Annotated in this window: 22 protein-coding genes; 6 read left to right on the forward strand and 16 right to left on the reverse strand. The window is 60.1% G+C overall.

The genetic code is table 11. The features are described 5' to 3' along the window. Nucleotides 1–92: 92 nt before the first annotated feature. The 4 genes from ACRZ9X_RS03905 to ACRZ9X_RS03920 are packed head-to-tail and all read right to left on the reverse strand — an operon-like array spanning nucleotide 93 to nucleotide 4,822. A complete protein-coding gene (locus ACRZ9X_RS03905; RefSeq protein WP_480516052.1) occupies nucleotides 93–1,397 on the reverse strand; it encodes an NAD(P)/FAD-dependent oxidoreductase in 1,305 nt (434 codons plus the stop codon). 8 nt (nucleotides 1,398–1,405) lie between these two features. Continuing rightward, nucleotides 1,406–2,764 (reverse strand): glutamine synthetase family protein, encoded by a 1,359-nt coding sequence (locus ACRZ9X_RS03910; protein WP_480516053.1) that lies wholly within the window; start codon nucleotides 2,762–2,764, stop codon nucleotides 1,406–1,408. After that, nucleotides 2,764–3,444, reverse strand: coding sequence for a type 1 glutamine amidotransferase (locus ACRZ9X_RS03915; RefSeq protein WP_480516054.1), 681 nt, complete (start codon nucleotides 3,442–3,444; stop codon nucleotides 2,764–2,766). Before ACRZ9X_RS03915 ends, ACRZ9X_RS03910 begins: the two co-directional genes overlap by 1 nt. Nucleotides 3,445–3,502: 58 nt before the next feature. Further along, entirely contained in the window at nucleotides 3,503–4,822 is a 1,320-nt protein-coding gene (locus tag ACRZ9X_RS03920) for a glutamine synthetase family protein (protein WP_480516055.1), read from the reverse strand. 50 nt (nucleotides 4,823–4,872) lie between these two features. On the opposite strand from ACRZ9X_RS03920, the gene ACRZ9X_RS03925 reads away from it, so the two are divergent. Continuing rightward, nucleotides 4,873–5,760, forward strand: coding sequence for a M90 family metallopeptidase (locus ACRZ9X_RS03925; RefSeq protein ID WP_480516056.1), 888 nt, complete (start codon nucleotides 4,873–4,875; stop codon nucleotides 5,758–5,760). A 97-nt stretch (nucleotides 5,761–5,857) separates the two neighbouring features. On the opposite strand, the gene ACRZ9X_RS03930 is transcribed toward ACRZ9X_RS03925, so the two are convergent. The 11 genes from ACRZ9X_RS03930 to secG all read right to left on the reverse strand — a co-directional run bounded on the left by ACRZ9X_RS03930 (nucleotide 5,858) and on the right by secG (nucleotide 14,400). After that, on the reverse strand, nucleotides 5,858–6,664 hold the full coding sequence (locus ACRZ9X_RS03930; RefSeq protein WP_480516057.1) for an ABC transporter permease: 807 nt from the start codon (nucleotides 6,662–6,664) through the stop codon (nucleotides 5,858–5,860). Then, nucleotides 6,661–7,548 (reverse strand): ABC transporter permease, encoded by an 888-nt coding sequence (locus ACRZ9X_RS03935; RefSeq protein WP_480516058.1) that lies wholly within the window; start codon nucleotides 7,546–7,548, stop codon nucleotides 6,661–6,663. The genes ACRZ9X_RS03930 and ACRZ9X_RS03935 overlap by 4 nt, the downstream gene beginning before the upstream one ends. Nucleotides 7,549–7,603: 55 nt before the next feature. Next, nucleotides 7,604–8,353, reverse strand: coding sequence for a transporter substrate-binding domain-containing protein (locus ACRZ9X_RS03940; protein WP_480516059.1), 750 nt, complete (start codon nucleotides 8,351–8,353; stop codon nucleotides 7,604–7,606). Between the two features lie 31 nt (nucleotides 8,354–8,384). After that, nucleotides 8,385–9,161, reverse strand: a complete 777-nt coding sequence (locus tag ACRZ9X_RS03945) for an ABC transporter ATP-binding protein (protein ID WP_480516060.1) — start codon at nucleotides 9,159–9,161, stop codon at nucleotides 8,385–8,387. A 125-nt stretch (nucleotides 9,162–9,286) separates the two neighbouring features. Next, on the reverse strand, nucleotides 9,287–10,030 hold the full coding sequence (locus ACRZ9X_RS03950; RefSeq protein WP_480516583.1) for a phosphate/phosphite/phosphonate ABC transporter substrate-binding protein: 744 nt from the start codon (nucleotides 10,028–10,030) through the stop codon (nucleotides 9,287–9,289). A gap of 5 nt (nucleotides 10,031–10,035) precedes the next feature. After that, nucleotides 10,036–10,473, reverse strand: coding sequence for a tellurite resistance TerB family protein (locus ACRZ9X_RS03955; protein ID WP_480516061.1), 438 nt, complete (start codon nucleotides 10,471–10,473; stop codon nucleotides 10,036–10,038). Nucleotides 10,474–10,494: 21 nt separating this feature from the next. Beyond that, nucleotides 10,495–10,944, reverse strand: a complete 450-nt coding sequence (locus ACRZ9X_RS03960) for a tellurite resistance TerB family protein (RefSeq protein ID WP_480516062.1) — start codon at nucleotides 10,942–10,944, stop codon at nucleotides 10,495–10,497. Nucleotides 10,945–10,985: 41 nt separating this feature from the next. Continuing rightward, nucleotides 10,986–11,279, reverse strand: a complete 294-nt coding sequence (locus ACRZ9X_RS03965; RefSeq protein ID WP_480516063.1) for a DUF1330 domain-containing protein — start codon at nucleotides 11,277–11,279, stop codon at nucleotides 10,986–10,988. A 73-nt stretch (nucleotides 11,280–11,352) separates the two neighbouring features. Next, nucleotides 11,353–12,129, reverse strand: coding sequence for an isocitrate lyase/PEP mutase family protein (locus ACRZ9X_RS03970; RefSeq protein WP_480516064.1), 777 nt, complete (start codon nucleotides 12,127–12,129; stop codon nucleotides 11,353–11,355). Nucleotides 12,130–12,231: 102 nt separating this feature from the next. Continuing rightward, nucleotides 12,232–13,875: a CTP synthase gene (locus ACRZ9X_RS03975; RefSeq protein WP_480516065.1), complete on the reverse strand. Its 1,644-nt coding sequence runs from the start codon at nucleotides 13,873–13,875 to the stop codon at nucleotides 12,232–12,234. 159 nt (nucleotides 13,876–14,034) lie between these two features. Further along, entirely contained in the window at nucleotides 14,035–14,400 is a 366-nt protein-coding gene (gene secG / locus ACRZ9X_RS03980; RefSeq protein ID WP_480516066.1) for a preprotein translocase subunit SecG, read from the reverse strand. Nucleotides 14,401–14,551: 151 nt separating this feature from the next. Here secG and nthA point away from each other — a divergent pair, with 151 nt between their 5' ends. The 5 genes from nthA to ACRZ9X_RS04005 all read left to right on the forward strand — a co-directional run bounded on the left by nthA (nucleotide 14,552) and on the right by ACRZ9X_RS04005 (nucleotide 17,922). Next, nucleotides 14,552–15,166, forward strand: coding sequence for a nitrile hydratase subunit alpha (gene nthA / locus ACRZ9X_RS03985; protein ID WP_480516067.1), 615 nt, complete (start codon nucleotides 14,552–14,554; stop codon nucleotides 15,164–15,166). Next, nucleotides 15,163–15,840 carry a nitrile hydratase subunit beta gene (gene nthB, locus ACRZ9X_RS03990; RefSeq protein ID WP_480516068.1) on the forward strand — a complete coding sequence of 226 codons (678 nt, stop codon included), beginning with the start codon at nucleotides 15,163–15,165 and terminating at the stop codon, nucleotides 15,838–15,840. The genes nthA and nthB overlap by 4 nt, the downstream gene beginning before the upstream one ends. After that, nucleotides 15,837–16,172, forward strand: a complete 336-nt coding sequence (locus ACRZ9X_RS03995) for a nitrile hydratase accessory protein (RefSeq protein ID WP_480516069.1) — start codon at nucleotides 15,837–15,839, stop codon at nucleotides 16,170–16,172. Before nthB ends, ACRZ9X_RS03995 begins: the two co-directional genes overlap by 4 nt. Nucleotides 16,173–16,387: 215 nt before the next feature. After that, nucleotides 16,388–17,680: an adenylosuccinate synthase gene (locus ACRZ9X_RS04000; RefSeq protein ID WP_480516070.1), complete on the forward strand. Its 1,293-nt coding sequence runs from the start codon at nucleotides 16,388–16,390 to the stop codon at nucleotides 17,678–17,680. Then, nucleotides 17,680–17,922, forward strand: coding sequence for a DUF2842 domain-containing protein (locus tag ACRZ9X_RS04005; RefSeq protein WP_480516071.1), 243 nt, complete (start codon nucleotides 17,680–17,682; stop codon nucleotides 17,920–17,922). Before ACRZ9X_RS04000 ends, ACRZ9X_RS04005 begins: the two co-directional genes overlap by 1 nt. A 191-nt stretch (nucleotides 17,923–18,113) precedes the next feature. On the opposite strand, the gene ACRZ9X_RS04010 is transcribed toward ACRZ9X_RS04005, so the two are convergent. Then, nucleotides 18,114–18,626, reverse strand: coding sequence for a GNAT family N-acetyltransferase (locus ACRZ9X_RS04010; protein ID WP_480516072.1), 513 nt, complete (start codon nucleotides 18,624–18,626; stop codon nucleotides 18,114–18,116). Nucleotides 18,627–18,648: the final 22 nt, after the last annotated feature.

An 18,648-nucleotide genomic window follows, 5' to 3' on the forward strand; every position in this document is an offset into this window, starting at 1 on the left:
AGCTTTGGGAAATATAAAGTCATAAACTCCTCACGCCAAGACCTGTTTCGCCGCATTGGCGAAATTTCACCATACTGTCGTGATTTAAAGGGTCAGAGGCCCAGCCGGTCGCGCAGGGCGAACCATGTCATCGCCAACACCAGCAGGGGGCTGCGCAGGGCGGGCCCACCGGGGAAGGGCAGGGCGGGCACGCGGGCCATGGTGTCAAAACCCTCGGCCTGGCCTTGAATTGCCAGCGCCATCAACTGGCCGGCATGGGTTGCGGTGCCCACGCCATGACCGGAATAGCCTGAGGCCGACAGGATGTTCGGGGCAAGGCGTGTCAGATAGGGCATCCGCCGCATCGTAATCGCCAGCGTACCGCCCCAGGCATAGTCGATCCGGACGTCGCGCAGATGAGGGAAGATCTCGGTCATTGGCTTTCGAACCTTGGCGGCGATGTCGGCAGGGAAACGATAGCCATAGCTTTCGCCGCCGCCAAACAGCAGGCGATTGTCGGCGCTGAGGCGAAAGTAATTCACCACGAATTTGGTATCGGCCACCGCCACGTCGCGCGTCAGAACGCGGGCGGAATCTGTGCCCAAAGGCTCGGTCGCGGCGATGAAATTGTTGATCGGCATGACACGCGCCGCAACCTTGCTGTTCAGCCCGCCCAGATATCCGTTGCAGGCCAGAATGACGTGATCGGCACTCACGTTGCCCTGCCCGGTTTGGACGATGGCGGGCGCGGAGTCCTCGACCCCCGTCACCTCGGTGCTTTCAAAGATGCGCACACCCGCTTTGGTCGCCGCCCGCGCCAGACCCAAAGCATAGTTCAGCGGATGCAGATGCGCCGCGCCTTTGTCCAGATACCCTCCGCGATAGGCCGGCGAAGGACAGAGCGCATGGCCCGCGCCTTCGTCCAGAATCTCCATCTGGTCATAGGCGTAGCGATCCGAGAGATGCGCCGCGTGGTCGTGAAGCTCTTGCTGTTCACTGCTACTTAGCCCCAGGACTGCGACGCCGGGTTTCAGATCACAATCGATCTTGTGTTTGGAAATCAGCGATTTCACCAGAGCCTTGGCGTCCTCGGCCAAATCCCACAGCTTGGCGGCGTCATCATCCCCGACCAGCCGTTCGAGGTCTTCCTGATCCATCCGCTGCGCGCTGCCCAACTGGCCGCCGTTGCGGCCTGATGCGCCAAAGCCCACGCGATGCGCCTCGAGCAGAACCACATCGAACCCGGCCTCGGCCAGATGCAAGGCGGCAGACAGGCCCGTGTATCCGCCGCCGACCACACAGACGTCAGCCTTTACGTCCCCAGTAAGCGCGGGAAAGCGATCAATGGTGTTGGCCGTCGCGGCATACCAACTGGCCGGAAATTCGGCCTTGCGGTCATTGGCATAGAGCAGGTTCATCGCTTGGCTCAGACGTTCATCAGCAGATGTTCACGCTCCCACGGAGAGATGACCTGCAGGAACTCCTCATACTCTGCCCGTTTCACGATGCCGTAGACGCGGGCGAAATCGGGGCCGAGGACCTCGTGCAGGGCCGTGGCCTCATCGAACAGGTCCAGTGCGTTGCCCATGACCTGCGGGATATCGCCATCGCCCTCATAGGCGTCGCCATAAAACTGGCGGCGAGGGCGTTCCTGTTGGGTCAGGCCCAGGTAGCCGCAGGCCAGCGACAAGGCGATGCCCAGATAGGGGTTGCAGTCCATGCCTGCGATGCGGTTTTCCACCCGGCGCGCCTCGGGGCCGGACAGGGGGACGCGGATACCGGTGGTGCGATTGTCGCGCGCCCATTCCAGATTGATCGGCGCGGCGTGGTCCTTCACATAGCGCCGGTAGGAATTCACATAAGGCGCCATCACCGCAAGACCCGCAGGCAGGTGGTTCTGCAGCCCGGCGATGAAGTTGTAAAACGCATCCGTTTCACCCCCTTGCGGGCCCGAGAAGATATTCTGACCGCTCTCGATATCGATAATCGAGTGGTGGATGTGCATGGCCGAGCCCGGCTCATCTTCGATCGGCTTGGCCATGAAGGTGGCGAAACAGTTGTGACGCAGGGCGGCCTCGCGGATCAGGCGTTTGAAATAGAACACCTCATCTGCCAGCTTCACGGGATTGCCGTGGCGTAGGTTGATCTCAAGCTGGCCCGCGCCGCCTTCCTGCGTGATGCCGTCGATCTCGAACCCCTGATGTTCGGCGAAGTCATAGATGTCGTCGATCACTGGCCCGAACTCATCCACGGCGGTCATCGAATAGGCCTGCCGAGCGGCGGCCGGGCGGCCCGAGCGGCCCATCATCGGCTTGATCTCTTGCGCCGGGTCGACATTGGGGGCGACCAGAAAGAACTCCATCTCGGGGGCCACAACCGGTTTCCAGCCCTTGTCGTGATAAAGCTGCACAACGCGTTTCAGCACATTGCGCGGGCTGAACGGGATCGGGTTATCGTCGCGGTCATAGGCATCGTGAATCACTTGCAGAGTCCAGTCGCCCGTCCATGGTGCGGCGGATGCCGTCGTGAAATCGGGCTTGAGGATCATGTCGCGTTCGATGAACCCGTCTTCACCCGCTGCCTCGCCCCAATCTCCGGTGATGGTCTGATAGAAGATACTGTCGGGCAGGTGGAAATAGGTCTGTTTGGCGAATTTCGACGCAGGCACCGCCTTGCCGCGGGCAATGCCGGGAAGGTCCGAGATGATGCATTCGACCTCATCCAGTCGCTGGCCGTCGATATAGGTTCGTGCCGCCTGCGGCAGCTCATCTGTCCAATCGGCCATCAGGCCCTCTCTTTCTTCAGAAACTTTGCCATGTAGCGCCCGATTTTGCCGTTGTCATCTGCAGCATCGCCCCGGCGGGCGGCGGCCTGCATCAGGGCGTCGGGCACAACACCCTTGCCCCGTGTTTCCATCAAGCCCCGAATAAAATCATTGCCGTATTCCGGATGGGCCTGCACGGTCCAGATCGAGTCGCCATAGCTAACCATGGCGTTCTGGCAAAAGTCGTTGCTGCCGGTCACGGTCGCGCCCTCAGGAAGCGCGACGACCTGATCCTGATGCCACGCGTTCAGCGTGACCGTCTGGCGCCCAAACGCGTAATCGGTGCGCCCGACGGCCCAGCCGCCTTTGAATTTTTCCACCTTGCCGCCAAGGGCCTGCGCGATGATCTGATGGCCAAAGCACACCCCGATCAGCGGGTTTCCCGTGTCGCGGATATCGCGGATCAACTGTTCGAGCTTGGGAATCCAGGCATGTTCTTCGTAAGCGCCATGGCGCGATCCGGTAATAACCCAGCCATCGGCCTGATGTGCGTCGTCAGGGAATTGGTCGTCAACGACGTTGAAGGTTTGAAACTCAAAACCATTTCCGTCCAACAGGGTGCGAAACATGCCATCATACGTACCGAATTGGTCACGCAATTCATCAGGCGGATGGCCGGTTACGAGGATGCCGATTTTCATAGGTCACCAAATTTGATCAAATTTATTCTAACCAACCACATGTAGGCGGGCAAGAGGATCATACGGCCTCGAGAGTGCTGAGCCAGTGTTCTTCAGATGGGCGTTCAGCAAAGCCAGCAATTTCCTGCCGCTTGGTCATGGCAAGATTGCGGATCAGGTCTGTGGAAAAGATGCGGGCAACCAATGGGTCGGTCTCGAACGCGGCCACAGCCGAAGACCAGTCGGGGGCCAGGTGCGGAAGGTCCGGGATTTCGTAGGCGTTGCCGGTGATCGGGGCAGACGGCTGCATCTCATCCTCGATCCCGATCAATGCGGCCCCCAGAACCGATGTCAACATGAGGTAAGGGTTGATGTCGCCCCCGGCAACACGATGTTCAATCCGCCGTGCAGCGGGGGCACCGCCTGGAATGCGGATGGCAGATGTGCGGTTATCATAGGCCCAGCTTGCACCGGTCGGCGCATGTGCGCCGGGGATCAGCCGCGTGTATGAATTGCCATGAGGCGCGAAGATCAGCGTGCAGCCCGGCATCGCGGCCAGACACCCAGCCACCGCCGATCGCAGCAGATGCGTCCCCTCGGACTCACCATTGTCGAATACGTTTTGACCGCTTGCATCAAGGACTGAGAAATGCACGTGTAACCCGTTGCCAGCATCTTGGGGATAGGGCTTGGCCATAAAGGTGGCCGTGAATCCGTGTTTGCGCGCAATGCCACGCACCAAGCTTTTGAAAAGCCACGTGTCATCGGCGCAACGCAGCGCGTCCTGATGGTTCAGATTGATCTCGAACTGACCGATCCCACTTTCCGAGATCGCAGTTTGGGCAGGGATGTCCATCGCGGCGCAGCCGTCGTAAAGATCGGTGAAGAAGGCGTCGAACGCATCCATTTCCGCCATCGAAAGCACCGCCTCGTCACTCAGCCTGCGGCCGGTGATCGGGTTCAGCGGGGGCTGCGGCTGCGCGCCGGACGCGTCGAGCAGGGTGAACTCCAGCTCGGTCGCTGCAATCACCTGCCAGCCACGTTCGGCATACCGGTCCAGGACCGCCGACAAGGCGTGGCGCGGGTCGCCTGCAAAGGGCGTTCCTTCATCGTCATACAGACACATCGGGACCAACGCGGTCGGAGTATCCAGCCAAGGCATCGGAACCGCGCCCCGCTCGGTCGGGCGCAGAACTCCGTCGGCGTCCCCGCTGTCAAAGACCAGTGGGCTGCCCTCGATGTCGGCCCCCCACAGGTCCACATTAAGCGCCGAAAACGGCATCCGTACCGCGCCTTTGTCCAGCTTGTCAGCGTAGGACGGCGGCACGCGTTTACCGCGCATCTGACCGTTCAGATCGCAGGCGGCGACGCGGAAGGTGTGCAGGGCGCTCAGGTCCATTTCAGGCTCCGTTGGTCATGTTGCTGCAGGTTTAAAGGAGGCTTTGTGCCTTGTCACCAAATTTGATCAAATTCGGCAAGTTTGCGACAGGTGATTGTGCCCACCCGGTTCGCGTCTATATTCCTTCCATGTTCATCTTCCTGACCATAGTTCTGATACTCGCAGGCAGTTTGGCCTATTTTTTCTGGTCGAAAAAGCAGGCCCGGGCGGCGCTGCTTGCGACCCCGCTAAGCGCCCACCGGCGGGTGGTGATTGACAGGCAGGTGCCCATTATCCGGCGTCTGCCGACGGGGCTGCGTGCGCATCTGGATGGCAAGGTGAACCTGTTTCTGGATCAGGTGAGTTTCTATGGTTGCGACGGTCTGGAAGTGACCGAAGAGATGGAGCTGTCGATTGCGGCACAGGCCTGCCTGCTGGTGATCAACAGCGACATTTGGTACGACAACTTGACGACGATCCTGATCTATCCCAACGCATTCAAGTCTAAGCAACAGCGGCATTCGGGTTATGTCGTTACCGAGAAAGAGATCGTGCGGACTGGTGAAAGCTGGGATCGTGGGCCGGTCATCCTGTCATGGGCGCACAGCCAACAGGGGGCAATGGATGATCGCGACGGGCAGAATGTGGTGCTGCATGAGTTCGCTCATCAGATCGACGACCTGTCGGGCGGCACCAACGGCGTACCGATCCTGAGCGAAGGGCAGAGCTTTGCCGAGTGGGAGAAGGTGTTTCTGACCGCTTTTGATGCTCATGTCAGCGCCGTTGAAAACGGGCGACCCACTGTCATTGATCCCTATGGTGCAACGGGGCATGAAGAGTTTTTTGCCGTCTCGGTCGAGGTGTTTTTCGAGCGTCCGAGGGCGTTGAAGCAGGACGTGCCGGAGGTCTATGAGCAGCTCTCAAAACTGTTCCGCCTGAATCCGGTCGCGTGGGCTTAGAGCAGCTTTGCGTTCACTTTGAATCAAGAGACGCTGCTTCTCCGTTCGGTCGAACGTGCTTTTCGATGCTATTGTTCCTGTTAAAAATCAAATTGCCTTAGCGCGCCACGTTCAAACGGAATTTTATCCTGGCCTTCCGTTCGGCTGGCAAGTGGCGGTTCAGGCGTTTGTTGACCATGCCGAAGCCCCATACAATCACCAGCGTCAGCAGGATGAAATAGAAGGCCAGAATCGGGTATGGGACGAAGGGGTTAAACGTCTTGTCCGCAAAGTAGCTTGCGTAATAAAGCGCATCGCCGCGTTGTTGCCATGCAGGGAAGGCCGAGAAGAAGACCAGCGTGGTGGACTGGAATACAAAGATCGCCTCGTTCGTATAGGCGGGCCATGCCAGCCGCAGCATGGTGGGCCAGATGATCCGCCGAAAGCGCGCCCAACCGGACATGCCATAAGCGTCCGCAGCCTCGATATCGCCTTTGGGGATGGACCGGAGCGCGCCATAGAAAATCTCACCCGAATAGGCCGAGGTGTTCAGGAACAGAACAATCAGCGCCCCCAACCAGGCCGAGGTGAAGGCGTCGAACATCGGATAAGGCTTTTTCAGCGACAGGAAGAAGAAATAGGCAAAGAAGAACTGGATAAACAGCGGCGAGCCTCGGAACAGAAAAATGAACCACTCAGCCGGTTTGCGCAGCCATTTGTTCGGTGATGCCTTCCCGACCGCCAGCGCGGTGGCCAGAAAAAAACCGGTGACCATCGCCATGATGCCGAAATAGATATTCCAGATCATGCCCGAGCCGATCAGCGTGAAATGCTCGCACAGGGTGAAGTCGGTCTTGGGCAGCAGGCGTTCGCCATAACCCAAGGAGCGCAGGCCGTAATCCTGAATGGTCTGGAGGCAGCTCATGCAGTGGTCTCCTTGCGCAAAAGCTCTCCGCCGGATGTGGCCTGACCGTGGGACAGGCGGCGCATCAGCTTCTCAAGCCCAAGCTCCGAGACGCGGGTCATGCCGAGGTAGAAGATCAGCAGCGCCAGGAAATACCACATACGCCAGTCGCCATGCGGATAAGATGTAAAGCGCGAGGTTTTGGTGCCACCCAGTTCGCGCGCCCAATAGACGATATCTTCGATCCCCAACAGGAACAGCAGGGGCGTCGCCTTGATCAGGACCATCCACAGGTTGGAAAGGCCGGGCAGAGCGTAAACCCACATCTGCGGCACGAGGATGCGCCAGAAGGTCTGGCGGCGGGTCATGCCATACGCTTCGGCCGTCTCAAGCTGGGCGTGGGGCACGGCGCGCATACCGCCGAACAGGACGTTGGCAGCAAAAGCACCGAACACGATGGAAAAGGTGATGACCGCAAGGAAGAAGCCGTAGGTTTCATGCACCCATTCGGGGGCGGTGCCGAGCGGCAGTTTGGCGGCCTGACAGACGATGAAATCGTTGCCCTGCCGGATCGGGTCGGTCCATTCCGGGCACAGGACCTTGTGGCGCAGCCATTCGAACCCCTGATCCAGCGCGATGACGAAGAACAGGAAAAACGCGATGTCGGGCACGCCGCGTACGATGGCGATATACCCTTTGCCCAGCCAGCTGAGCGGCGGAAAATGCGACCGGGCGGCCATGGCTCCGGCAAAGCCGAAGCCAAGCGCAACGGGGGCGGTGACGGCCAGCAGGGCCAGCACCTTGAGGAATGAGGCGTAAAACGACCAGTGGACGCCGTTGGTCAGATAGCACGAGAACCAGCGGAACGTGCCCAGCGTGTCAGGATCAGCGCAGTACGAGAACATCAGGCGTCTTTCGAGCGTCCGGCGCGTTGCCGCGCCGGACCGTTGGATATGGGGCTTAGTTGGTTACAACCGTGCCGTCAGCATTATAGGTCGAGATACCTTCGCCGAACCATTTGACCAGCATCTCGTTCAGGGTGCCGTCCGCTTTCATCGAGCCAATGGCCGCGTCGAATTTGCCGCGCAGTTCCGCGTCGCTTTCACGCACGCCGATGCCGATGCCACCACCCAGCGGAACCAGCTCGCCGACAAAGACCAGCTCGCCATTCGATTCTTCGACAATCGGGACCAGGAAGTCATAGTCGGCCAGAACCGCATCCGCCTCGCCGTTGCGCACGGCGGCGATGGTTTCTTCGGGGCTGGCGAATTCGACCAGGGTTGCCCCGGTTTCAGCCACGTATCCGGCCTGAATCGTGGCGGTCTGCGCGGCGACGATGCCACCGGCGACGTCAGTGCCTTCGGCAGCGGCAACATAGGCCGAGGCGGTCGGCGGGTAGTAGTTCTGCGTGAAGTCGATGACCTCATCGCGTTCGTCGGTGATCGACATGCCCGCGATGATGGTGTCGTAGTTCCCCGAGACCAGGTTCGGAATGATCGAATCCCAGTCGTTCTTGACCCACTCGCACTCAAGTCCGGCGCGCTTGCACAGCTCATCGCCCACTTCGCGCTCGAAGCCATCGATCTCGCCGGCGTCGTTGATGAAGTTATACGGAGGGTAGGCACCTTCGGTCCCCATGCGAACGGTGTCGGCCATAGCGATACCGGCGGTCAGGGCCAGTGCTGCAGTGGTCAGAATCAGGTTTTTCATTTTTGCTCCCCTTATTGGTTCTGTCCGTTGATTATGCCGCCTGAGTGGCGGAGAGAAATCCCTGAAGCCGCTTGGATTCAGGGGTGGTGAAGATGTCTTCGGGCGTGCCTTCTTCTTCGATCAGGCCTTGATGCAGGAACACGACATGGCTGGAGATATCCGCCGCCATTTTCATGTCATGGGTCACGATGATCATGGTGCGGCCTTCGGCGGCCAGATCCTTGATCACCCGGATCACTTCCTGTTCCAGTTCCGGATCGAGCGCCGAGGTGGGTTCGTCAAACAGCAGCGCCTCAGGCTCCATGCACAGCCCGCGCGCGATGGCGGCGCGTTGTTGCTGGCCACCTGACAACTGGGCCGGATAGACGTCGCATTTGTCTCCGATGCCGACCTTGTCCAGGTATTTGCGCGCGCTTTCTTCGACCTCAGCCCGGTCGCGGCCCAGCACGGTCACGGGGGCCTCCATCACGTTTTGCAGGATGGTCATATGAGCCCACAAGTTAAACTGCTGGAACACCATCGACAGGTTGGTGCGGATGCGCAGCACCTGCTTGGGATCAGCGGGACGGCGATTGTGTTGGCTGCCGCTCCAGCGCACAGGCTCACCCTTGAAGACGATCTCGCCCTGTTGGCTGTCTTCCAGAAGATTGCAGCATCTCAACAGCGTGGATTTACCGGAACCTGACGACCCGATCAGGGAAACAACGTCACCTCGATGGGCCGTGATATCCACACCGTTCAGAACTTCGAGCTGCCCAAAGCTTTTGTGGAGGTTTCTGATCTCGATGACGGGTGCGGTATCTGTCACGGGCGGTCCAGGAGTGGTTGGTGTTGATGCGGTACTAGGGCTGAAAAATCGCATCAATGCAATGCGCAAATGACAAGTTCAGGACCGGAAATCATCAATTTGACCAGACGACCTGATCAAAACCGTCAGTTTGCCGACCGGATTGTCTGCGGCGCAGGCGGGTTGGGAATCTTCAGGTATTCATATTCCGGGACATGGATCACCCCGCGCAGATGCAGAGCCTGACGATCCGCAGCATCAAGATCGGCCACCGCCAGGGCCAGAGCATTCAATACCCGGCCCGGGTTGTTGTCCATTGCCGTGATGTAAGGCAGCGCCGGTGTGGGATCGGTTCTGTCAACGACGCGCAAAGACTGGCCCAGATTGGTCGTGTCCTGCAGCAAAAGCCAGGTGAGCACATCCAGCGATGCATAGTCCGCAAGCCCCTCGCAAACAGCCTGCGCCGATGCAGCATGTGAGCCTGTTTTCATCAGTTTGTCTGGTTGCAGGGATCGCGCTGCAAGATGGGTTATGGCCGCGGCCCAGCCGGACTGAGACAAGGCTTCGTTATAGGCGAATGTGCCCCTGCACAGATCAGTTAGATCGCGATCGTCCTGTTTGCGGGCTACAAAAACCGAGCGGTAGTGACCCGGTGGACAACCGGGCAGGTCATAGTCTGGGGTGGCGACCAGCCGGACTTTGCCATGCAGCCGTGTACGGTAAGGCATCCCGCAGGTCTGGGCCAGAACAAGGGTCGGATCCTGCCAGATATCCCAGACGTCGCGGTTGCGGGTCAGAGTCGGGGGGCCGAAACCCAGATGGCCCCGAATCAAGGCCCAGAACCGATCATTGACCGGTTGCAGCGCGGGCATGTCATACATGCCCAACATTGCAGTCACGATCTGGCGGCCTTTTGACGGGCTCGTGCTGAATCGACATCGCTGACGCCCAACAGGCTGACCACCAGCCGCAGCAGAGAATCCTCTTCGCCGGTGCGTTGCCCGTCGGCCAGCGCAACCGACCACATGGCCTGCACCACTGCGAGGCGGTCATCATAAGCGACGGCCTCCTTGATGGCACGGGTGAAGCGCACGGTGTCGGGGGCCTCGGCTTCAAGGTCTTCGGCGCGGGCGCGCAAGGCGGCGGCCTCGAACGGTGACAAGCCGTAGCGCTGAGCGGAAATCCGGTCGATTCGGGTCATTTCACTGTCGGCATAGTCATTGTCGGACCGGGCAATACGCACCAACAAGGCTGTCAGGGCCAGGCGGGCATCGTCTTCGGCAAGCGGATCGGGCTGCGGCTTTGTCAGCCGGGACAGGAAATCACTGAACATGAACACAGATATAGTCGGGGCTTAGCTGGCTTCCAAGTTGCTTTGCACCCGTTCGCGCGCAGCTTTGCTGTCGTTGAAGCTCAACCCCATCGCGGCGCGGGCTTCTTCGACGATCTTTATTTCGCCTTCGTCCGAGTTGCCGTCGGCCAGAACCACTTCCCAAAGAGCGTCCAGCGCGGCCAGACGTTCCTGCAGATCGGTGGTCTCGCGGATCAGTTTGCCGAACGTGTCGGTCTCGGGGGCGGCGGCATGCAGTTTCTCGCAGGTGGCGCGGACCTTGGCGGCCTCGATGGCGTTATGCTGATAAAGGCGGGCAAGGATACGGTCGATCAGGCTGATTTCTTCCAGTTTATAATCGCGATCCGCCTGTGCCACGCGCACCATCAGCGCCCCCAGCGCAAGCTCTGCATCCGGGTCGGGCAGCTTGTCATGTTGTGGCGGGCGCAGAGCCTGAAAGAACTTTTTCAACATGTGGTCAGAATATTCCGTATTTTGCGGCGCGCCAAGCGCGGCTAACCGTCATAGCCCTGAATGATCACAAGATCGCCGGTCGAAACGGGATCACGCAGGGCTTTTGCCGCCTGATATCCCTCGCTTTCGTAACAGGCCAGCGCCTGTTCATAACTTGGGAATTCGATCACGACAGTACGGGCGCGGGCCTGACCTTCGACCTCGGCCCGCTCGCCGCCGCGCACAAGGAAGGTCCCGCCATATTCGGCAAATGGGGCAGCATTGGCGGCGATGTAGGTCTTGTAGGTCTCGATGTCGTCCACATCGACATGGGCGACCCAATATCCTTTGGCCATGAGGCATCCTTCCAGCGTTCACAAAACGCAAGGTGCGGAGGAATGTCTCAGAATGCAATCCCCTAAAAGTGGATCAGGCCCCGCTTTGCAGCGCCTCGCGGGCCTTGTCTTGTAGCCAGGCGAGCATTTGCCTGTAAGGAACCGGGCCATAGCTGATCCGCGCGACGCCCAGCCCGGCCAGCGTGGCCGTATCCGGAGTACCGGGCAGGGCGATGATGTTGACGGGCAGGCTGGTCGCGTCGCAGAGGCGTTTGATCATCGCCTCATCTTTCAGGCCCGGCGCGAAGAAACCACTGGCTCCGGCGTCGGCATAGGCCTGCGCGCGCGCCATGGCATCGTCCAGCATTGCCTCGTCATGTGTGTCGGGATGGGCCTTGAGGAAGATGTCGGTGCGGGCATTGATGAAGGCGGGTACACCCGCGACATTGCAGCCTTCACGCAGAGCGGCGACGCGGGCGGCCTGGGTTTCGATGTCATAAAGCTCTTTGGTTCCAACGATCTGGTCTTCGAAGTTGAAGCCGATCACCCCGGTTTCCAGCGCGCGCTGCACGTTGGTCGCGATATCGACCGGAGATTCTGCGTAGCCACCTTCGAAATCCAGCGTCACCGGCAGGTCGACCGCCTCGACGATCCGGCGGGCATTGTCCAACGCAGCGTCCATTGGCACGTTTTGGCCGTCGGTAAAGCCCTGCGCCATGGCAACCGGGGCGCTGCCGGTGGCAATCGCCTTTGCCCCTGCATCACGCACGGCACCCGCGCTGCCTGCGTCCCAGATGTTATAGAGGATGACCGGATCGCCCTTTTTGTGCAGGGCTGCAAACTGTTCCGCTTGGGTAATCTGGTCGGTCATGGCCGGTCTCCTGTCGCTGCTATGGCGGCAGTTAACCGTGCAAACCCTCGGTGCGTAAAGGTGTTTCGCACCGAGGGGTACAATAGTGTTATTGGTCCGTGATCAGACCAGCCGCGAGGTGTCCTTGGCGGCGCGCACGAATTCGCGGAACAGGGGGTGCGGGTCGAAGGGTTTGGATTTCAGTTCCGGGTGGTACTGAACGCCGATGAACCACGGGTGATCCGACCATTCGACAATCTCGGGCAGGCGGCCATCGGGTGACATGCCCGAGAAGTTCAGGCCCGCCTTTTCCAGCTTGTCGCGGTATTTGATATCGACCTCATAGCGGTGACGGTGGCGTTCCTCGATCGCGGTGCCGCCGTAGACCTCGGCCACTTTCGATCCGTCGGCCAAAACGGCATCATATGCGCCCAGACGCATGGTGCCGCCCTTGTCGTCACCGACCTTGCGTTCAACCTTGTGATTGCCCTGCACCCATTCCTTGAGGTGATAAACCACCGGTTCAAAACGCTTTTTCCCGGCTTCGTGGTCGAATTCTTCCGAACCCGCCTCGGTGATGCCGGCCGCATTCCGCGCCGCTTCGATCACGGCCATCTGCATTCCGAGGCAAATGCCCAGATAGGGGACCTTGTGCTCGCGTGCGTATTGGGCGGCCTTGATCTTGCCCTCGGTGCCGCGTTCGCCAAATCCGCCGGGGACGAGGATCGCGTGGAAGCCTTCCAGATAGGGGGCGGCGTCTTCGGTATCAAAGACTTCGGCATCGACCCATTCGATCTTGACCTTGACCCGGTTGGCCATGCCACCGTGGGTCAGGGCCTCGGCAATCGACTTATAGGCGTCTTCCAACTGAGTGTATTTGCCGACGATGGCGACCTTCACTTCGCCCTCGGCGTTGTGGATGCGGTCGCTGACATCTTCCCATTTCGCCAGATCGGGCTTGGGCGCGGGGCTGATCTGGAACGCGTCCAGTACCGCCTGATCCAGACCTTCGCGGTGATAGGCCAGCGGGGCGTCGTAGATGGTGGACAGATCCTGCGCCGCGATCACGCTGTCGGGGCGAACGTTGCAAAACAAGGCGAGCTTTTCACGCTCTTTCTTCGGGATCGGACCTTCAGACCGGCAAACCAGAATGTCGGGGGCCAGTCCGATTGAGCGCAATTCCTTGACCGAGTGCTGGGTTGGCTTGGTTTTCAACTCACCCGAGGCTTTGATATAGGGCAGCAGCGTCAAGTGCATGAATAGGCATTGGCCGCGCGGCTTGTCCTGACTGAACTGACGGATGGCCTCAAAGAAGGGCAGGCCTTCGATATCGCCGACGGTACCGCCAATCTCGCAGAGCATGAAATCGACCTCATCCTCGCCAATAGCGATGAAATCTTTGATTTCGTTGGTGACGTGGGGGATCACCTGAATGGTCTTGCCGAGGTAATCTCCGCGACGTTCCTTTTCCAACACGTTGGAATAGATCCGCCCCGAACTGACCGAGTCGGTTTTGCGTGCCGCCACACCGGTGAAACGTTCATAGTGGCCAAGGTCCAGATCGGTTTCGGCCCCGTCGTCGGTCACGAACACTTCGCCATGTTCAAAGGGCGACATGGTGCCGGGATCGACGTTCAGGTAAGGGTCCAGCTTGCGCAGGCGTACCGAGTATCCACGGGCCTGCAACAGCGCGCCCAAGGCCGCCGAAGCCAGTCCTTTGCCCAAGGATGAGACCACACCACCGGTGATGAAAATAAATCGCGCCATGTTTTTCGGCTGCTCCCGTGAGACGTCAAAATCAGCTGCCCGGCGGCTTGAAAAAACCGCTGCACCACGGGACTTCACTTATAAAGGATTCGCGCCCAAAGCGCAAGAGAACCGCAAGATGCTGTTGCAGTTCTCTTTTGGGTTTCTAAGTGTAGTGGCTTAGTCGGCTTGCGGGATCAGCGGCGCGTTGTCGCCCTGCGCTGGCGGAAGCAAGTCATCCGCGGACGGAACCGCGGGTGCGCTTTCCTCGGTCGATGCCGGGGCGGGAACGCCCAGACGGTCGATAACCGAGCTACCCGAAGATTTCTGTGCCGCCAAAATGGTCAACGTGATCGAGGTGACGATAAAGCACGCAGCCAGGATCCACGTGACCTTGCCCAATGCGGTTGCCGCTGCGCGCCCGGTCATGGCACCGCCACCGCCACCGCCCATGCCAAGACCGCCACCTTCGGACCGCTGCATCAGAACGACGGCGATCAGGCCCAGAGCCAGAAGAAGATGGATGATGAGAACGACGTTTTCCATGGGTGTCCCGTACAGCGTGGCGTGTATCGCGTGGTACTTATGCAAGTTTGGTTCCGGGGGCAAGGGACGAGTTGGCATCACTGTTGGTGATGTTGCACATCACGTTAAGGGGACTGGACAGAGCGGTGATCCGTGTCGCAGGCTGTGGCTTATGCCACATGACGATCACGACCACCCGCACGCCCTGTTGCCGCCCGAACCCGCGCTGCGCATCAAAGCGCTGGAAACGATTCTGACCCGCAAGGGGCTGATCGATCCGGCGGCGCTGGATGAGATCATTGACGCCTATCAGAACAAGATCGGCCCTCAGAACGGCGCCCGCGTCGTTGCCAAGGCGTGGAGCGATCCCACATTCAAGGCCGCTTTGCTTGAAGACGCGACGCCGCTTGTTGCGGAACTGGGCTATTTCGGGCGTCAGGGCGAACATATCATGGTGGTCGAGAACACGGTCGAACAGCACAACATGGTCGTGTGTACCCTGTGCAGTTGTTACCCGTGGCCGCTGCTCGGCATTCCTCCGGGTTGGTACAAGTCCGACGCCTATCGCGCTCGTGCGGTTCGCGAGCCGCGGAAGGTGCTGGCCGAGTTTGGCGTGACGCTGCCGGAAGAGACTTCGGTTCGGGTCTGGGATTCGACTGCCGAGATGCGCTACCTCGTTCTTCCGATGCGTCCTGAAGGCACCGAGGGGCTGGGCGAGGATGAACTGGCCGCGCTGGTCAGCCGCGACAGCATGATCGGCACCGGTCTGGCCAAGGTGCCCTCATGACCCGGGTTCACGATATGGGCGGACGGTTTGGCGATGGTCCGATCAACCCCGAAGCCGAGGACGCGCCGATCTTTGCGGAAGACTGGCACGCACGGGCGCTGGCGGTGACGCTGGCCTCGGGCTTTCTGGGGCAATGGAATATCGACGTCTCGCGCCACGCGCGTGAATGCCTGTCGCCTAAGGATTACGCCCGGTTTTCCTACTACGAGAAATGGATGGCCGGGCTGGCGGATCTGCTGGTGCAGCAGGGCGTGCTGACGCTGGATGACCTTCGTGGAGAAACCGCGGATGCAGATCACCCGTTGGCCTCGCGCAAGCTTAAGGCCGAGAACGTGGCGACCGCGCTAGCCAGAGGCGGCCCGGCTGATCGCCCGTCGAATGTCGCAGTGGAGTTCGAGGCCGGGCAAACGGTTCGCACCGTGCGCCCCACCGCAAACCGACTGGTCGAGGGTGGCCATACCCGTCTGCCGATCTATGCCGCAGGCGCAACGGGCCGCATCCTGCGCCTACACGGCACCCATGTGCTGCCCGATTCCAACGCGCACGGGCTGGGCGAAGCGCCCGAGCCGCTTTATGCCGTGGCTTTTCCGGCCTCGGAACTTTGGGCCGACCCGGAACATCCCGGCGATGAGGTCGTTCTGGACCTTTGGCAAAGCTACCTAGAGCCCGCATGAACGATTGCGTCCCCCACACCGCGCCCGAGCCAGTCTTCGCCGAACCCTGGCACGCGCAGGTCTTTGCCGTCACCGTTGCGCTGAACGAAGCGGGTCGCTTTGACTGGCCCGATTGGGCGTCGCGCTTTTCGCAGACGCTGAAACGCAATGGGTTGAACAAAGAGCTGGATGGCGGTGACGACTACTTTCACGCCTGGCTTGAAACGCTCGAGTCGCTTTTGACCGAGCAGGGCGACGCCGCTCCTGACGACATCGCGGCCTTGCGCAATGCTTGGGAAGAGGCGTATCTGACCACGCCCCACGGCAAACCCGTGCGCTTGTCGGAAAGTTAGAGGGGGCTCTGCCCCCGCCGCCCTTTGGGCGACTCCCCCGGAGTATTTGAAAAAAGGTGAAGCAGGGGATCCGATCTTCATCTGGCTATAAATATCCCCGCCGGAGGCACCGCGCGGCACGCGCGGTTCTGATCTGCGGCGAATTATCGGTTTCCCTGCCGTCTGAGCCTCGCTATACGAGCCGGGTTTGAACACTCAGCGTAAAAGGACCGGATATGGCCAACGTGGTTGTTGTCGGCGCCCAATGGGGTGACGAAGGAAAAGGCAAGATCGTGGACTGGCTCAGCGAACGGGCGGACGTCATCGCGCGTTTCCAGGGCGGGCATAATGCCGGGCATACGCTGGTGATCGATGGCGAAGTTTACAAGCTGCACGCGTTGCCCTCGGGTGTGGTGCGCGGTGGCAAGCTGAGTGTGATCGGCAATGGTGTCGTGCTGGACCCGTGGCATTTGATCAAGGAGATCGGGACGATACGGGCGCAAGGTGTGGATATCACCCCCGCGACGCTGATGATTGCCGAGAATACACCGTTGATTCTGCCGTTCCACGGTGAGTTGGACCGGGCGCGCGAGAGCCAGAATTCGGTGGCCAAGATCGGCACCACAGGCCGTGGGATCGGGCCGTGTTATGAGGATAAGGTGGGGCGTCGGGTGATCCGCGTGGCTGATCTGGCGGATGACGCGACGCTGGCGTTGCGGGTGGATCGGGCTTTGGTCCATCACAACGCTTTGCGCAACGGGCTGGGGCTGGAGCCGATTGACCGGGATGGATTGATCGCGCAGCTGAAAGAAATCGCGCCTGAAATTCTGCCGTTTGCGGCACCTGTGTGGAAGGTGCTGAACGAAAAGCGCAAGGCGGGTAAGCGTATTCTGTTTGAGGGCGCGCAGGGCGCGTTACTGGACATTGATTTCGGGACCTATCCGTTTGTGACCTCTTCGAATGTGATCTCGGGGCAGGCCTCGACCGGGGTGGGGATCGGGCCGGGCTCGATCGATTTCGTGCTGGGGATCGTCAAGGCCTATACCACCCGTGTGGGAGAGGGTCCGTTTCCGACCGAGCTGGATGACGCAGATGGCCAGCGTCTGGGTGAGCGCGGGCACGAGTTTGGCACTACCACCGGACGGAAACGCCGGTGCGGCTGGTTCGACGCCTGTCTGGTACGTCAAACCTGCGCGACCAGCGGTGTGAACGGCATTTCGCTGACCAAGCTGGATGTGCTGGACGGGTTCGAGACGCTGAAGATTTGCGTCGGTTATGAGCTGGATGGCAGCCGTCTGGATTACTTGCCGACCGCCGCCGACCAGCAGGCGCGTTGCACGCCGATCTATGAAGAGATGCCGGGGTGGAGCGAATCTACCGAGGGCGCGCGCAGCTGGGCCGATCTGCCCGCCAATGCGATCAAATATGTGCGCCGGGTAGAGGAGCTGATCGAATGCCCCGTCGCTTTGCTGTCCACCAGCCCGGAGCGGGAGGATACCATTCTGGTCACCGACCCGTTCGCAGACTGATGGCTGGGGACGATAAACCGGGCCTCAGCTACAAGGCGCGGCGACGCTGGTCGCTGGTGCTGCTTCTGGTGGGCCTGCCGGTTTACATTGTTGCGGTTGTGACCGTGGTGAACTGGCTGGATCGACCACCGATCTGGCTGGAACTGCTGGTTTATGTGGCACTGGGTATTCTCTGGGCCTTGCCGTTCAAGTTTGTGTTTCGTGGGGTTGGAAAGGAAGATCCAGGCCAGGATCAGGACTGAGTTTGGCGAGCGCCGTGGGGCGTGTTTTGGAGAAGGGTGCAGATTATCCTCGGTGCCAACCGGTTTGAGCTGCTCATGAGACAAAAAGCTCTGGCGGTGACTGGCATTTTTGGTCGCGCACAAGCAGGTCAATGACTTGGCGTGTTTGATCTGATCTTAACGCACCCAAACCTCACAGCGGTGTTGAATCTCTAGTCAGACCAGCTGAATACGGCACGAGCGAATGCGTGATATTCCCCGGTAATCTCTTGCGCCACGGTGAACGGCGTGGGCCAGGACGGGGTGAATTTTGCCGCCACCTCACCAGTCATCATGTCCAGGTTGGCGCTGTGTTTGGTGGCCAGATGGCGCATTCGTTGATTGGTTGCCAGACAAAGCATGTGAACTTCGCGAATACCCCGGTTGCGGGCCCCGGCAATGATGCGTGACAGCAGTGCATCACCGATGCCACGGTTCTGCCAGGGGGCTTCGACGGTGAAGGCGGCCTCGGCAATGCGGGGATGGTTGTCGCCAAGTGGCCGCAGTTCGGCCATGCCGCGCAGACAGGTATCCGGGAAAGCACCGTAAATCAACGACGCATCGTCGAGCAGGGTGGAGACATAGTGTTTCAGATATTCTGCCGGGACATCTGTCCCAAATCTGGATCGCAATGTCTCGGGTTCGAGATTCTGAAAATGTGTTGTAACAAGGGATTTGTCGAACACACGCAGTCTCCGAATCGCAAGG

It is taken from the genome of Ruegeria sp. AL1, from assembly GCF_056540905.1.

Coding starts and splice junctions, on each gene's coding strand:
- ACRZ9X_RS03905 (WP_480516052.1), bottom strand. CDS start 1,397: ATGAACCTGCTCTATGCCAATGACCGCAAGGCCGAATTTCCGGCCAGT.
- ACRZ9X_RS03910 (WP_480516053.1), bottom strand. CDS start 2,764: ATGGCCGATTGGACAGATGAGCTGCCGCAGGCGGCACGAACCTATATC.
- ACRZ9X_RS03915 (WP_480516054.1), bottom strand. CDS start 3,444: ATGAAAATCGGCATCCTCGTAACCGGCCATCCGCCTGATGAATTGCGT.
- ACRZ9X_RS03920 (WP_480516055.1), bottom strand. CDS start 4,822: ATGGACCTGAGCGCCCTGCACACCTTCCGCGTCGCCGCCTGCGATCTG.
- ACRZ9X_RS03930 (WP_480516057.1), bottom strand. CDS start 6,664: ATGAGCTGCCTCCAGACCATTCAGGATTACGGCCTGCGCTCCTTGGGT.
- ACRZ9X_RS03935 (WP_480516058.1), bottom strand. CDS start 7,548: ATGTTCTCGTACTGCGCTGATCCTGACACGCTGGGCACGTTCCGCTGG.
- ACRZ9X_RS03940 (WP_480516059.1), bottom strand. CDS start 8,353: ATGAAAAACCTGATTCTGACCACTGCAGCACTGGCCCTGACCGCCGGT.
- ACRZ9X_RS03950 (WP_480516583.1), bottom strand. CDS start 10,030: ATGTTGGGCATGTATGACATGCCCGCGCTGCAACCGGTCAATGATCGG.
- ACRZ9X_RS03955 (WP_480516061.1), bottom strand. CDS start 10,473: ATGTTCAGTGATTTCCTGTCCCGGCTGACAAAGCCGCAGCCCGATCCG.
- ACRZ9X_RS03960 (WP_480516062.1), bottom strand. CDS start 10,944: ATGTTGAAAAAGTTCTTTCAGGCTCTGCGCCCGCCACAACATGACAAG.
- ACRZ9X_RS03965 (WP_480516063.1), bottom strand. CDS start 11,279: ATGGCCAAAGGATATTGGGTCGCCCATGTCGATGTGGACGACATCGAG.
- ACRZ9X_RS03970 (WP_480516064.1), bottom strand. CDS start 12,129: ATGACCGACCAGATTACCCAAGCGGAACAGTTTGCAGCCCTGCACAAA.
- ACRZ9X_RS03975 (WP_480516065.1), bottom strand. CDS start 13,875: ATGGCGCGATTTATTTTCATCACCGGTGGTGTGGTCTCATCCTTGGGC.
- secG (WP_480516066.1), bottom strand. CDS start 14,400: ATGGAAAACGTCGTTCTCATCATCCATCTTCTTCTGGCTCTGGGCCTG.
- nthA (WP_480516067.1), top strand. CDS start 14,552: ATGCCACATGACGATCACGACCACCCGCACGCCCTGTTGCCGCCCGAA.
- nthB (WP_480516068.1), top strand. CDS start 15,163: ATGACCCGGGTTCACGATATGGGCGGACGGTTTGGCGATGGTCCGATC.
- ACRZ9X_RS03995 (WP_480516069.1), top strand. CDS start 15,837: ATGAACGATTGCGTCCCCCACACCGCGCCCGAGCCAGTCTTCGCCGAA.
- ACRZ9X_RS04000 (WP_480516070.1), top strand. CDS start 16,388: ATGGCCAACGTGGTTGTTGTCGGCGCCCAATGGGGTGACGAAGGAAAA.
- ACRZ9X_RS04005 (WP_480516071.1), top strand. CDS start 17,680: ATGGCTGGGGACGATAAACCGGGCCTCAGCTACAAGGCGCGGCGACGC.